Source organism: Nocardiopsis terrae (genome assembly GCF_014651695.1).
Lineage (GTDB): Bacteria > Actinomycetota > Actinomycetes > Streptosporangiales > Streptosporangiaceae > Nocardiopsis > Nocardiopsis terrae.
In genome coordinates, this window is sequence record NZ_BMXJ01000004.1 from 590,735 (window position 1) to 605,102 (window position 14,368).

At 71.9% G+C, this 14,368-nt stretch carries 9 protein-coding genes; 6 read left to right on the top strand and 3 right to left on the bottom strand.

Going from position 1 to position 14,368, the window contains the following annotated elements:
* Window positions 1-262: 262 nt before the first annotated feature.
* The 3 genes from IE195_RS14015 to IE195_RS14025 all read right to left on the bottom strand — a co-directional run bounded on the left by IE195_RS14015 (window position 263) and on the right by IE195_RS14025 (window position 3,533).
* Window positions 263-793, bottom strand: coding sequence for a hypothetical protein (locus IE195_RS14015; protein WP_191271410.1), 531 nt, complete (start codon window positions 791-793; stop codon window positions 263-265).
* A 420-nt stretch (window positions 794-1,213) separates the two neighbouring features.
* Complete coding sequence (locus tag IE195_RS14020; protein ID WP_229826206.1) at window positions 1,214-2,770, bottom strand: UDP-N-acetylmuramoyl-L-alanyl-D-glutamate--2,6-diaminopimelate ligase; 1,557 nt, start codon at window positions 2,768-2,770, stop codon at window positions 1,214-1,216.
* A gap of 118 nt (window positions 2,771-2,888) precedes the next feature.
* Window positions 2,889-3,533: a TetR family transcriptional regulator gene (locus tag IE195_RS14025; protein WP_191271411.1), complete on the bottom strand. Its 645-nt coding sequence runs from the start codon at window positions 3,531-3,533 to the stop codon at window positions 2,889-2,891.
* 203 nt (window positions 3,534-3,736) lie between these two features.
* Here IE195_RS14025 and IE195_RS14030 point away from each other — a divergent pair, with 203 nt between their 5' ends.
* The 6 genes from IE195_RS14030 (at window position 3,737) to IE195_RS14055 (ending at window position 14,138) form a co-directional block, all read left to right on the top strand.
* Window positions 3,737-5,245, top strand: a complete 1,509-nt coding sequence (locus tag IE195_RS14030; protein ID WP_229826207.1) for an ABC transporter substrate-binding protein — start codon at window positions 3,737-3,739, stop codon at window positions 5,243-5,245.
* A gap of 71 nt (window positions 5,246-5,316) precedes the next feature.
* Entirely contained in the window at window positions 5,317-6,258 is a 942-nt protein-coding gene (locus IE195_RS14035; protein WP_191271412.1) for an ABC transporter permease, read from the top strand.
* Window positions 6,255-8,042: a dipeptide/oligopeptide/nickel ABC transporter permease/ATP-binding protein gene (locus IE195_RS14040; RefSeq protein ID WP_191271414.1), complete on the top strand. Its 1,788-nt coding sequence runs from the start codon at window positions 6,255-6,257 to the stop codon at window positions 8,040-8,042. The genes IE195_RS14035 and IE195_RS14040 overlap by 4 nt, the downstream gene beginning before the upstream one ends.
* Window positions 8,039-8,887, top strand: coding sequence for an ATP-binding cassette domain-containing protein (locus IE195_RS14045; protein WP_191271416.1), 849 nt, complete (start codon window positions 8,039-8,041; stop codon window positions 8,885-8,887). The genes IE195_RS14040 and IE195_RS14045 overlap by 4 nt, the downstream gene beginning before the upstream one ends.
* Window positions 8,884-11,346: a beta-glucosidase family protein gene (locus tag IE195_RS14050; RefSeq protein ID WP_191271418.1), complete on the top strand. Its 2,463-nt coding sequence runs from the start codon at window positions 8,884-8,886 to the stop codon at window positions 11,344-11,346. Before IE195_RS14045 ends, IE195_RS14050 begins: the two co-directional genes overlap by 4 nt.
* Window positions 11,343-14,138, top strand: coding sequence for a family 78 glycoside hydrolase catalytic domain (locus tag IE195_RS14055; RefSeq protein WP_229826208.1), 2,796 nt, complete (start codon window positions 11,343-11,345; stop codon window positions 14,136-14,138). The genes IE195_RS14050 and IE195_RS14055 overlap by 4 nt, the downstream gene beginning before the upstream one ends.
* Window positions 14,139-14,368: the final 230 nt, after the last annotated feature.

Sequence of the window (14,368 nt, forward strand, 5' to 3'; positions counted from 1 at the left end):
GGCCGGGGTGGTTTCCGTTCAGGAGATCCGCGGCCGGGGCGCCGTCGTGTCCGGGGGCCGGGGCTCGGAGGACGGAGCGCTCAGAGCCGGACGGGGGCGCCGCGGCGTCGGTCCGCGAAGGACCGCGTCCCGGATCAGCTGCACGCCGGAACCCCAACGGGACCATCTACTCGAAGCAGGCAGAACACGACGAAGGGGCCGCGCGGTGTGCGGCCCCTTCGTCGTCGCTCCACACATCCGGGAAAATATTTTCACCCGAACCCTAGAGAAGCAACACGGAAAACTGCCAAACACCCGAGTAGAGCAACAGGGACACCACAAGCAGCATGACATCGGGGCGCACCCGCGTCTTACCGGAGCCAGGAGAGGGGGACCCGTTCTCCTTCCACTCCGACAGCGCCCCGGAGATCTCATCGCAAGCTCCAGAGTAGGACCTGTACCCACGCAGCGCACCGAACGCGGAAGGCTCGAACCCTGGAAGAGTCACCCGACTCCCACCCTGAACGAGGAGAAACAAGCCGTCGTGAGCGCACACGGAATCAACTTCAGAAAAAGTGATGACCCTGTCCCTAAAAGCCCCCCGCACGAAGAAGAACCCGTCACCGATTCCGACCTTGGAGTAGATGACCGCCTTCAGACACACCCACGTCACCAGACCGGCCAGGAAGGAGACCGTGAGATTGAACGAAGCCGTTGACCCCACTCTGTTGGTCATCACCAGAATGACAGCGACCACAGACGCAAAGGCCAACCCGAGGGCGGACATCAGCAACAGGTAACGAACGTTCCGCACGCACTTCACACCTCCCCAAGCGGGGAGACCACGGGCATTCACTCACTTCTCCTCAACCAGGAACCCCCGATCGTCCGCTTGTTCTCCCCCGCACACCGAAAAGCCTTCGCAGGCGGGGCGGCCCGATCAAGCTACATCTGAACCGGGACGAAACCCACCGCTCGTCCCAGGGCGGCCACAGCCGGGTGCGTCGGGTCATCTGCCGGTGCCGCTCAGTCCGGCAGCCGTGGCGGCGCGGTCCGAACTGACACGGCGGCGGGTTCACCGGGGCCGTGGCCACCGCGGACCGGTGGGGGGACCTGACGGGCCCGGGGCCGCGTGGCCTCACCGGAGCCCGTCATTCGGACGGGGCGGAACTCCCCCGCCCCCGTACCGGGTGGTGGCCGGGGCCACTACAGCACCCGGGCCACCGTGCGGGGATCAGCCCTTCTCGGCGACCCGCGAGGTCGGTTCGTAGATCCCGGAAAGCGGGCCGGTGGACGCGGTGGAGAACTCGCGGACGGTGGTCATGTCGTCGAAGGGCAGCATCTGGTCGCCGAAGATCTGGTACGGCTCGCAGCCCTTGCCCGCGATCAGCACGACGTCACCGGAGCGGGCCACCGACAGGGCCCGGCTGATGGCGGACCGGCGGTCAGCGATCCGGGCGAACGGGGTCCCGGTCCGCTCCACCCCCTCCGCCACCTGGTCCATGATCGCCTCCGGGTCCTCGTGGCGCGGGTTGTCCGAGGTGATCACGCACCGGTCGGAGTGGGTGCCCGCGATCTCGCCCATCCGCGCCCGCTTGGTGGTGTCCCGGTCCCCGCCGCACCCGAAGACGGTGATCACACCGCCCGGGGCGAAGCCGCGGATCGTGGCCAGGACCTTGTCCAGGGAGTCGGGCGAGTGGGCGTAGTCGACGATCACCGAGACCCCGTGCGGCGCGGCGAAGTGCTCGAACCGGCCCGGGATCTGCGGCATGTGTTCGAGTGCGGCCACCAGGCCTTCGAGGTCGTGCCCCTGCACGTGGCAGGCGGCCAGCGCGGCGAGCGCGTTGGACACCGAGAAGCGCCCCGGCATCGGGATCACCGCCGGGTACTCGCGGCCGCCGTGGTGCAGGACGAACCGGGTGCCCGAGGCCTCCACCACCAGGTCGCTCGCCCGGTAGTCCGCCGGGCCCTCGACGGAGTAGGTGGTGACCGCGCCCGGCATCATCGCGGGAATGGTGGCGCCCACGGGGTCGTCCACGTTGACCACGGCCTGACGGCACAGGCCCTGGAACAGCCGCAGTTTGGCGTCCCGGTAGCTGTCCATCGTGCCGTGGTCGTCCAGGTGGTCCTGGGTCAGGTTGGTGAAGATTCCGACATCGATGTGCGAGCCGTCCACCCGGTGCTGGAGCAGTCCCATGGACGTCGCCTCCAGGACGACGCTGAGGGTGCCGCGGCTGCGCATCCGGGCCAGCAGGTACTGCAGGTCCGGGGCCTCGGGTGTGCTGAGCAGCGACCGGGGCATCGGGATCGAGTCCCCGCCGGTCCGGGCCCCGGAGGTGCCGATGACCCCGACCCGGGCCCCGTTGGCGATCCGCAGCAGCGACTCGTAGACGGCCGCCACCGAGGTCTTGCCGTTGGTGCCGGTGACCGCGACCACGTCCATGGCGGCGCCGGGTTCGCCGTGGTGGCGCGCGGACACCAGCGCCGCGGCGATCCGGGCGTCGGCGACCTGCACCAGGCAGGTGCCGGGTGGCGCGGACGACCCGTCCGCCGGGAGGGGTTTCTCGACGATGGCGGCGACGGCGCCCCGGGCGAACGCCGTGGCGACCCCCTCCGGGCCGCCCTCGGGGTGCCCGGGGAGCGCGAGGTAGAGGGAGCCCGGCGCGACCCGGTCGATGTCGACGCAGGGCGCCGCGGTGATGGGGAGGGCCGGGTCCCCGTGGATGACCTGGTGGGCATGGCCGTTGAGCAGTGCGCTCAGTTGCAGGGGGTGTCCCTTCGAAGGCGGCACGGCCGCTGGTGCGGTCGCCAGCCGGTATGTCCGAACTATACGCCCACACCCAGAACCCGGGCCGCCCCGGCCGCGGGCGGGGGCGGTGCGAACGCCGCCTGCTCCGCGGCGGGGCCTCCTACTCCACGGCGGGGACCTCGAAGTTCACCAGCCGGGACAGGTGGGCGCGGAGTTCCCCGACCATGTCGACGGCCTCCCGGTCGAGGAGCCACTGCACCTGGAGGCCGTCGAAGAGGCCGATGGTGCTGCGGGCGGCACTGGCCGGCTCGACCCCGGCCACCAGGTCCCCCTGGTCCCGGAGCGCCTCGAAGATCGAGGTGACCGTGCCCCTTATCCACTCGTAGCGGCGGACGAAGTAGTCGTGGGCGGGGTGGGCGGGTGCGGTGGCCTCGGCGGAGAGGGTGCAGTACAGCTCGACGATCCCGGGGACCGACGAGTTGTAGGCCGTGAGCCGGAGGATGCCGATGAGCCCCGTCCGCGCGTCCCCGGGGCCCTCCGGCTCGAAGAAGTCCGCCGTGCGCTGGTCGCGGTGCTCGAGCACCGCGGCGAGCAGGGCGCTCTTGTTCGGGAAGTGGTGCAGGAGCCCCGCCTCGCTCATCTGGACCCGGTCGGCGATGTCGCGCAGCGAACCGGAGCGGTAACCGTCCTGGGAGAAGACCTCGAAGGCGGCCTCCAGGATCAGCCGTCGCTTCTGCTCGGTCTTGGCGTAGGAACCGCGTTTCCTGCCGGTCCGTCGGCCCGATGGGGGGTGGACCGCCGTCATCTGTTCACGACTCCTTCCGGGTCCGTTGGGGGGCTCAGCCTAGTTCAGAGTGCGCCTCGTGCGGCACCCCGGAGGCCGGGCACCGTCTCTACCTGGGAAATTACAGTACGGTAAAACCCTAGTGGACACTCGGTTTTTAGGTTAACGTGTTCGTCATCACGGCGGATCGCCGCTTCCCCCAGAGTCGCGAAGGAGTCAAGAACGTGTCCCAGAAGAGAACCCTGGTGGTCATGGCCATAGCCGCTCTCGCCTTGAGCGGGTGTGCCAACGGCGAGAGCACCGCACCTGGTGACTCCGACACGCTGACCATCGGAACGATCCTGCCGCCCACCACCTTCGACCTGGAAGGACGCGAGTGGGGCAACGCCTCGCCCTTCTACCAGGCCGTGTACGACACGCTGCTGAGCGCCACCCCGGACGGGGGCGTCGAACCGCGTCTGGCCACCGAGTGGTCCTACGACGGGGACGAGACCCTCCTGACGATGGAACTGCGCGACGACGTCACCTTCAGCGACGGTTCGGAGCTCACCGCACAGGTCGTGCAGGACAACCTCGAGGCCTTCCAGGAGAGCGGCGCCACCGCAGCGGTCTACCTCGCGGGCGTGACCGGCATCGAGACAACCGGCGAGCACAGCCTGGAGATCAGCCTGGCCGAGCCCGACCCCGCCTTCCTCAACTACCTGGCGCGCGACCCCGGGGTCATCGTGAGCGGCGAGGCCCTGAACGACGAATCCCTGGCCGGTGAACCCGTCGGGTCGGGCCCCTACCTGCTGGACACCTCGGCGACGGTCACCAGCACGAGCTACGTCTACACCCGGAACCCGGACCACTGGGACACCGAGGCCCAGCACTACGACGAGCTCACCATCAACGTCTACGAGGAGCCGACCGCCGCTCTCAACGCGATCAGGGCGGGCGAGGTCGACGCCGCACAGCTGGCCTCCAACGACAACCGGGCCGAGGTCGAGGCCGAGGACTGGGACATCCACACCGTCGAACTGGACTTCCAGGGGCTGCTCCTGTTCGACCGGGCCGGGGACATGAACCCGGCACTGGGCGAGACCAAGGTCCGCCAGGCCATCAACCACGCCATCGACCGGCACGCGATGCTGGAGGCCCTCCAGGGCGGCTACGGCTCGGTGACCTCCCAGGTCTTCCCCGAGCACGCCATGGGGTTCGACCCCGAACTGGAGGAGCACTACCCCTACGACCCGGAGAAGGCGCGGGAGCTGCTGGAGGAGGCCGGTTACGGCGAGGGGTTCGTCCTGGAGATGCCCATGTCGGGCGCCCTGGGCAGCACGCCCTACACCCTGTTGGAGCAGCAGCTCAACGACGTCGGCATCGTCGCCGAGCACACCGACTCGGGCAACAACTTCTTCGCCGACATGCTCGCCCCCAAGTACCCGGCCGCGATGATGAGCCTGGAGCAGAACCCCGACTGGCAGCTGGTCCAGTTCATGGTGGCGCCCCAGGCACAGTTCAACCCGCTCAACTCGCAGTCCGACGAGCTCGACACGATGATCGAGGACCTGCAGTACGGCGACGGGCAGGAGCAGGCCGCCCGCGACATCAACACCTACCTGGTGGAGGAGGCCTGGTTCGCGCCGTTCTACCGGGTGGACGCCGCCTTCGCGACCAGTGAGGGGGTCCAGGTCGACATGCTGGCGACCAACGCCTACCCGAACGTGTACGACATCCGCCCGCAGTCCTGAGAGCGGCGCTCCGGCGGGCCCGCTCGGGGCCCGCCGGAGCGCCTGCTCCGCACGACCCCTGGACGAACTCCGTGTTCAGATTCGCACTCCGCCGCCTGATCTCGGGCGGCGCCCTCCTCTTCCTCATCACCACCGTGGCCTACGCGCTGCTGTACGCCGGCGGAGGTGACATCGCCCGCCGCATCATGGGACCCAACGCCACCCAGGAGCAGGTGGACCGCAGGGCCGCCGAACTCGGCCTGGACCGGCCCCTGTGGGAGCAGTACCGCTCCTGGCTGGGCGACGCCCTCACCGGTGACCTCGGCACCTCCTGGTTCAGCCGCCAGCCGGTGCTCACCGAGGTGACCGACCGGTTGGCCGTCACCCTCTCGCTCGTGGTCGGGGCCACCGTGCTCGCCACGGTCCTGGCCGTGGCCCTGGGTGTGCTGGCCGCGGTGCGCCGGGGCTGGATCGACCGGTCCGTGCAGGTCATCGCCCTGCTCGGCTTCGCCGTTCCGGGGTTTTTGATCGCGCTCGGGCTCGTGCTGCTCCTCGCGATCGAACTGGGGTGGTTCCGGGCCACCGGCTACGTACCCCTGGCCCACTCCCCCGGCGAGTGGCTGGCCTCGGTCACGCTCCCGGTCCTCGCGCTCTCGGCGAGCGCGGTGGCGGCCGTGGCACAACAGATCCGCGGATCGGTCATTGACGCGCTGGACCGCGACTACGTGCGGACCCTGCGCAGCCGCGGCCTGGGCTTTCGCCAGGTGGTCCTCAAGCACGTACTGCGCAACTCGGCGGGGCCGGCCCTGGCCGTGCTGGGCGTGCAGTTCATCGGCCTGCTGGGCGGAGCGGTGATCGTGGAACAGGTCTTCTCCATCCCCGGCCTGGGACAGCTCTCGGTGCAGGCCACCGGGAACGGCGACATCCCGCTGGTCCTGGGGCTGGTCCTGGTGACAGCCGCCATCGTCATCGCCGTCAACCTGCTCATCGACCTCTGCCAGGCCGCCCTGAACCCGAAGGTGAGGCTGTCATGACCCAGGAGACCGCAGCGCGGCGACACGCCCCGGGACGGGGGCGGGGGCTCCCGGCCAGGCTGCTCGCCAACCCGGCCACGGCGCTGTCGCTGGCCTTCCTGTTCCTGGTCACCCTCGTGGTGTTCGGCGGGGAACCGCTGGCTCCGCGCGACCCCAACCACTCCTCGCTGCACGACATCCTGGTGGGTCCCGGCGGCGACTACCCGCTCGGCACCGACGGCGCGGGACGCGACGTCCTCTCCCGCCTGCTGGTGGCGACCCGGATCAGTGTCCTGGCCGCCCTGCTCGCCCTGGCCGTCGCCCTGCTGCTGGGTGTGGCGGGCGGAATGCTGGCGGGCTACTACGGGGGCTGGTTCGACACCGTCTCCACCTGGTTGACCAGCCTGGTCATGTCGTTGCCCGCCATCGTGGTCCTGCTCGCGGCGCGCGCCGTCCTGGGCCCCTCGGTGTGGCTGTCCATGGCCATCTTCGGAGTCATCCTGTCACCGGTCTTCTTCCGCCTGGTGTACAGCCTGGTCTCCTCCGTGCGGGAGGAGCTCTACGTCGACGCGGCCCGGGTCAGCGGCCTCGGGGACGCCAGGATCCTGGGCCGGCACATCCTGGCCGTGGTGCGCGCGCCGATCATCATCCAGGCGGCCATCGTGACCAGCACGGCCATCGCCATCCAGTCGGGGCTGGAGTTCCTCGGTCTGGGCGACCCCTCCGTGCCCACCTGGGGCAGCATGCTCAACGAGGGGTTCGCGAACATCTACCGCGCTCCGATGCTGCTGCTCTGGCCCGCGGTGGCGATCGCCCTGACTAGTGTCGCCCTCGCGGTGCTGGCCAACACCCTGCGCGACGAACTGGAGGGCGGGGCCCGTCCGGCCGGGGGCCCGCAGACCGCTGAGGACGGTCCCCGGGAGACCGCGCACGCCCCGGTCCGGCACCGGCCCGAGGAGACCGGCACCGGCCGGGAACTCCTGTCGGTGCGGGGCCTGCGGGTGGGGTACCGGACCCCCGCCGGCGTCCGGGAGGTCGTGCACGGGATCGACCTGAGCGTGGACCGCGGCGAGGTCCACGGACTCGTCGGCGAGTCGGGGTCGGGCAAGACCCAGACGGCCTTCGCCGTCATGGGCCTGCTCTCCCGCGGCGGACGGGTCCTGGCGGGCTCGGCGGTCTTCGAGGGAAACGACCTGCTCGCCGGCGGGGAGGCCGACCGGGCACGGGTCCGCGGCCGCGGTATCGGTTACGTGCCGCAGGAGCCCATGAGCAACCTGGACCCGTCCTTCACCATCGGTTCCCAACTGGTCGAACCCCTGCGGGTGTGCCTGGGCATGGACCGGCGGGCCGCCCGGGCACGGGCCCTGGGCCTGCTCGAACGGGTGGGCATCCCCGACCCCGAGCGCACCTTCTCCGCATACCCGCACCAGGTCTCGGGCGGGATGGCCCAGCGCGTACTCATCGCGGGCGCCGTCTCCACCGAACCCGCGCTGCTCATCGCCGACGAACCGACCACCGCCCTGGACGTGACCGTGCAGGCCGAGGTCCTCGACCTGCTGCGCGACCTGCAACAGGACCTGGACATGGGTGTCCTGCTGGTCACCCACAACTTCGGTGTCGTGGCCGACCTGTGCGACCGGGTCTCGGTCATGCGTTCGGGCCACATCGTGGAGTCCGGCCCCACCCGGGAGATCTTCCGGGACGCGGAGCACCCGTACACACAGTCGCTGCTGGACTCCATCCTCGACGGCGGCAGCGCCCGGGGCCCGCTGGCCCCGACAGACCGGAAGGACGTGGACCGGTGACCGAGCCCCTGCTGGACGTACGAGACGTCGAGGTGCGCTACCCCGGCCGGGGCCTGCGCTCCAAGGGCTTCCTCGCCCTGCGCGGGGTGAGCCTGGACATCCGCGAGGGCGAGACCGTGGGCCTGGTGGGCGAGTCGGGGTCGGGCAAGACCACCCTGGGCCGCGCCATCCTGGGGCTGGCCCCGGTGACCTCCGGCAGCATCACCTACCGGGGCCGGGAGATCTCGGGGCTCCCGCGCCGCCAGCGGCGCACGCTCAGCGACCAGATCCAGGTCGTCTTCCAGGACCCCTACAGCTCCCTGAACCCGTCGATGACGATCGAGGCGATCCTCAGCGAACCCCTGACCGTGCGGGGCGGGGCGGGCCGGGAGGCCAGGGACCGGATCGCCGAACTCCTGGACCAGGTGGCCCTGCCCTCCGACGCGGGCAGGCGCCTGCCCCGCGAGTTCAGCGGAGGGCAGCGGCAGCGCATCGCGATCGCCCGAGCCCTGGCGCTGGAGCCCCGGCTCATCGTCTGCGACGAGGCCGTCTCCGCGCTGGACCTGTCCAACCAGAAGAGGATCCTGCGGCTGCTCACCGAGATCCAGGAGGACTCCGGGGTCTCCTACCTGTTCGTCTCACACGACCTGGCCGTGGTGCGGCACGTCAGCCACCGGGTGGCGGTCATGTACCGCGGGGAGATCGTCGAGTCCGGAGACGGCGACACCGTCACCTCCGACCCCGAACACCCCTATACCCGGCGGCTCCTGCTGGCCGCCCCGGTGCCCGACCCCGACCTGCAGGCACGGCGGCGCCGGGAGCGCGCCGCCCTGGCCGCCCGAGAGAACCACGAGAGGACCGTATGACCACCAGTAGGCGACCGAGCGAACTCGTCGCTGAGCTCAGCCTGGAGGAGAAGGTCCGGCTCGTCTCCGGGGGCGGGTTCGCCACCACCGCCGCCCTGGACAGCATCGGGCTGCGTTCCCTGTGGCTCTCCGACGGGCCCTCCGGTGTCCGGGGCCCCGTCTGGGACGAACGGGACCCCTCCCTGTGCCTGCCCTCCCCCGCCGCCCTGGCCTCCTCCTGGGACACCGGACTGGCCCGGGAGTACGGGACGGTGATCGCCGCCGAGGCCTCCCGCAAGAAGATCGACGTCGTCTTCGGGCCGGTGGTCAACATGCACCGCTCCCCGCTGGGCGGGCGGCACTTCGAGGCGTTCAGCGAGGACCCGGAGCTGACCGCGGCCCTCGCCGGGTCCTACGTCCGGGGCCTGCAGGAGAACGGGGTGGCGGCGGCGCCCAAGCACTACGTCGCCAACGACTCCGAGACCGACCGGATGTCCCTGGACGTGCGGGTCTCGGAGCGGGCGCTGCGCGAGGTCTACCTCCTGCCCTTCGAACGCGTCGTCGAGGCGGGAACCTGGGTGCTGATGAGCGCCTACAACGCGGTCAACGGCACACCGATGACCGAGCACCCGCTGCTGGAGGAGCCCCTGAACCGGTCCTGGGGTTTCGACGGCGTGGTGGTCAGCGACTTCATGGCGGTGCGTGGCACCCGTGCCGCCTCCGCGTCGCTGGACCTGGCCATGCCGGGCCCCTCCCGGGCCTGGAGTGAGGCGTTGCTGACCGCGGTGCACGAGGGAAGGGTGAGCGTCGGGGCGATCGACCGCAAGGTGGAGCGCCTCCTGCTCCTGGCCTCCCGGGTGGGTGCCCTGGCGGGCTCAGCGGAGGGCGGCACCGAACGCCCCTCCCCGGCCGGAAGCCCCCCTTCGGCGGTGGACGGCCGGGCCTTCGCCCGCCGCGCCTCGGCCGAGGGCATGGTCCTGCTGCGCAACGAGGCGGCGCTGCCCCTGCCCGCCTCCCTGGAAAGCCTCGCCGTCATCGGCCACAACGCCGGGACGGCACGTATCCAGGGCGGCGGCAGCGCCACCGTCGTACCCGACAGGGTGGTCTCCCCCCTGGAGGGGCTGCGGGCGGCGCTGCCCGGCACCCGCGTGGAGTACTCCCTGGGAGCGATCGTCCAGGAGGACATCGAGGGCTTCGCCCCGGAACTGACCCGGGACCCGGTGACCGGCCTGCCCGGTGTCCGCGCCACCTTCCTGGACGCGCAGGGGGAGGTGGTGCTCGACGAGCACAGACGGGCGAGCGCCCTCTACTGGATGGGTGAGGAGCGCCTGCGCCGGGCGCGGCGGCTCGTACTGCGCACGGCCCTGGGCTTCGAGCGGAGCGGTGAGGTGCTGCTGGGGTTCGCCACCTCGGCACTGGGCCGCCTGAGCGTGTCCGGACGGACCGTGCTCAAGGGCAGACCGGACACCCGGGATCTGGACCCGGCAGCGGCAGTCCTGTCACCCCCTGCCCTGACCACGCCCCTGACCGTCACCGCGGGGGAGACCGTCGACGTGGTCGCCGAGTTCGAGGTGGACCCCGAGCGCGCGCTGACCGACGTCTTCTCCGCGGTCCTGGGCACGGCCCCGGCCCCGGTGCCGCCGGAAGAGCTCATCGCGGAGGCGGAGGCCGCGGCCCGCGGGGCCGAGGCGGCGGTCGTGGTGGTCGGCACCAACACCGCCGTGGAGGCGGAGGGGCACGACAGGACCGCGCTGTCCCTGCCCGGGCACCAGGACGAGCTGGTCCGCGCGGTGGCCGCGGTGAACCCGCGCACCGTCGTCGTGGTGAACGCGGGCTCCCCCGTGCTGATGCCCTGGCGGGAGGAGGTCGCGGCGGTGCTGCTCGGCTACTTCGGCGGGCAGGAGTTCGGCAACGCGCTCGCCGACGTGCTGTCGGGCGAACGCGAACCCGGCGGCAGGCTGCCTACCACCTGGGCGGCGCGCACCAGCGACGTGCCGGTGCTGGACGTGACCCCCGACCGGGGCCTGCTCGCCTACGACGAGGGCGTGCACATCGGTTACCGGGCATGGCTCCGGGACGGTGCCGAGCCCGCCTACCCCTTCGGGTTCGGCCTGGGGTACACCTCGTGGCGCCTGGAGCGGGCGGAACTGCTCACCGGGCAGGGCTCCGGACCCGTCCTGCGGGTGGACGCCGCCAACACGGGGGGACGTCCGGGTAAGGAGGTGGTCCAAGTCTACGCCGAACGCGCCGACTCCGCGGTGGACCGCCCGGCCAGGTGGCTGGTCGGCTTCGCCCCGGTACGGGCCGGGGCGGGCGGGCGGGCGACCGCGGACGTCCCGCTGCGCCCCCGCTCGCTGGCCCACTGGGACGGTGCGTGGGTGTACGAGCCGGGAGGGTTCCGGCTCCGTGTGGGCACGTCGGTGGCGGACCTTCCGCTGGACGTGACGGTGGAACTCGACGCTGAGGGGGGTCTGGGGTGACGGACGCACGGATCACGGAGCTGCGCGCCGAACACTGCCGGGGCGGCGCGGCGGTGGCCGTCGCCGAGCCGAGGCTGAGCTGGGAGGTGGGCGGCGGCGCCGCGGACTGGCGGCAGAGCGCCGCCGAGCTGTGCTGCGACGGTCGGCTGGTAAAGCTCGACGGCCCCGATTCGGTGCTGGTGGACTGGCCCTTCGCGCCCCTGGCCCCAGGCCGGAGGTGCGAGGTGCAGGTCCGGGCCGCGGACTCCGAGGGGGTGTGGACCCCGTGGAGCCGCCCGCTCCCGGTGGAGGCCGCCTTTCTCGGCCGGGGCCGCTGGCGGGCCGAGCCGATCGCGTTGGCCGCACCGGACCGGCCGGCGCAGCCCGTGCTGCTGCGGCGCTCCTTCACCGTGCGGGGCCCGCTGCGCAGGGCACGGCTGCTGTGGACCGCGCTCGGGGTAGCCGAGATGGAGGTCAACGGCTCGGCCGCCGACGACACGGTGCTCTCCCCCGGGTGGACCGACTACCGGCGGCGCCTGGTCCACGAGACCGCGGACGTCACGGATCTGCTGGTGCCCGGCGAGAACGTCGTCGGCGCCCGGCTGGCCGGCGGCTGGTACACGGAGGAGTACGGCTTCTTCGGCCAGGTGTCCCGTCACTACGGCGAGCAGCCGAGCCTGATGGCGCAGCTGGTGCTGGAGTACGAGGACGGCACCTCGGAGGAGGTCCGCACCGACGGCCGCTGGCTGGCCAGGGGGGACGGACCCCTGGTCTCCAGCGGTATCTACGCCGGGGAACACCACGACGCCAGGCGCGAGCTCCCCGGCTGGTCGCGTCCGGGGGCGACCGCGCGGGGCTGGTCCCCGGCGGTCCCCACCGGTGAGGAGGTCCCCGAACCGGAGCCCCGCTCCGCTCCCCCGGTGCGCCGGATCGAGACGCTGCCGGTACGGGAGGTCGCCACCTCCCCCTCCGGGGCCCTGCTGCTCGACTTCGGACAGAACCTGGTGGGCAGGCTGCGCATCCGGGTCCGGGGCCCGCGCGGCACCACCGTCACCCTCAGGCACGCCGAGGTCCTGGAGGACGGTGAACTCGCCCTGCGGCCGCTGCGCCGCGCGGCGGCCACCGACGTCTACGTGCTCTCCGGTGAGGGGGAGGAGGAGTGGGAGCCGAGGTTCACCTTCCACGGTTTCCGCTACGCCCGGGTGGAGGGCTGGCCGGGCGAGTTCGACCCAGCCGACGTCTCCGCCGTGGTGGTGCACACCGACATGGCCCGGACCGGGTGGTTCGACTGCTCCGACCCGCTGCTGAACCGGCTCCACGAGAACGTGGTGTGGAGCATGCGGGGCAACTTCCTGGCCATCCCGACCGACTGCCCCCAGCGGGACGAGCGCCTGGGGTGGACCGGGGACATCCAGGTGTTCGCGCCCACCGCGTGTTTCCTGTACGACAGCTCCGCCTTCCTGGCCTCCTGGTTGCGGGAGCTGGCCCTGGCCCAGGAGCGGGCCGGGGGCGTGGTGCCGTTCGTGGTGCCCCCGGTGACCAGCGGTCTGGGCGACGGCGCCGCCGCCGCGTGGGGTGACGCGGCGACGGTGGTGCCGTGGGTCCTGCACGAACGCTACGGCGACACCGGGGTGCTCCGCGCCCAGTACCCGAGCATGCGCGACTGGGCGAACGTGCTCCTGGCCGAGAGCGGGGGCACCGGTCTGTGGGAGGGGACCCTGCAGTTCGGTGACTGGCTGGATCCCTCCGCGCCCGCCGACCGGCCCGGGCAGGCCAGGACCGACTCCGACATCGTCGCGAGCGCCCACCTGTTCCGTTCGCTGGACATCGTCGCCCGGTGCGCGCACCTGCTGGACCACACCGAGGACGCGCGCCGCTTCGCCGACGCGGCCGAGCACGCACGCGAGGCCTTCGTGCGGACGTACGTGAGTGCCGCGGGGCGTATGGTCTCGGACGCCCAGACCGCCTACGCGATGGCGCTGCGTTTCGGCCTGGTCACCGACGGGCAGCTGCGCCGTCGGCTCGCCCGCCGCCTGGCCGAACTGGTGCGCAGGGACGGCTACCGGATCAGCACGGGGTTCGTGGGCACCCCGATCGTGACGGACGCGCTCACCGACCACGGGTACGTGGAGACGGCGGGGCGGCTGCTCACCCAGACGGAGAACCCGTCCTGGCTGTACCCGGTCACCATGGGCGCCACCACCGTGTGGGAGCGCTGGGACAGCCTCCTGGAGGACGGCACCCTCAACCCGGGTGAGATGACCTCGTTCAACCACTACGCCCTGGGCGCCGTGGCCGACTGGATGCACCGGGTGGTGGCCGGGCTGGCCCCCGACGAACCCGGCTACCGGAGGATCCGGGTGGCGCCCCGGCCGCTGCCCGGGCTGGAGCACGCGAGCGCCCGCCACCTGACGCCGTACGGACCCGCGGGCGTGCGGTGGCGCAGGCGGGGCGAGGAGGTGGTGGTGCGCGCGAGTGTGCCGCCCAACACCGAGGCCCGGGTAGAACTACCCGGCAGGGAGGCCTTCTCCGTGGGTTCGGGTGAGCACGAGTGGGTCTTCCACCAGCCGGCCCCGGAGCCGCGGAGCGGTCCGCTGCAGCTGGACTCCTCGACCGCCGAGGTGATCGATGACCCGCGCGCGTACGCGACCGTCATCGAGGCGATCGCCGAGCACTCCCCGCAGATGGCGCGGGAGGTGGGCCGCAACACCGTCTGGGGTGAGCGGCGCACCCTGAGGCAGGCGTTGATGTTCCTGCCTCCGCAGGTGGCGGTGGATGTCGAGAGGGCGCTGGCGGCGCTGGCCCGGGGCTGAGGCCCCGGCGCGGGGCCGTGCGGACGCCGCGGTGCTCCCACGGCCCCGTTCCCGGGAGTGCGCGGACGGGGTTCGGGCCGCCCCGGAGCCGCACCGGAACACCGGGATGACGGCGGCGGCCACCCGGCGGGCCACTCCTCGCGGTTCGCCTTCTCCAACGCGTTCAAACGGGAGTTCGGTGCTCCCCCGGCCGGGAGCGAGGAGGACACCGGGACCGCCCCTGAGGTCAG

Excerpts from the sequence above, each read along its gene's own strand:
- IE195_RS14025 (WP_191271411.1), bottom strand. The coding sequence starts at position 3,533 with ATGACGGCGGTCCACCCCCCATCGGGCCGACGGACCGGCAGGAAACGC.
- IE195_RS14040 (WP_191271414.1), top strand. The coding sequence starts at position 6,255 with ATGACCCAGGAGACCGCAGCGCGGCGACACGCCCCGGGACGGGGGCGG.
- IE195_RS14050 (WP_191271418.1), top strand. The coding sequence starts at position 8,884 with ATGACCACCAGTAGGCGACCGAGCGAACTCGTCGCTGAGCTCAGCCTG.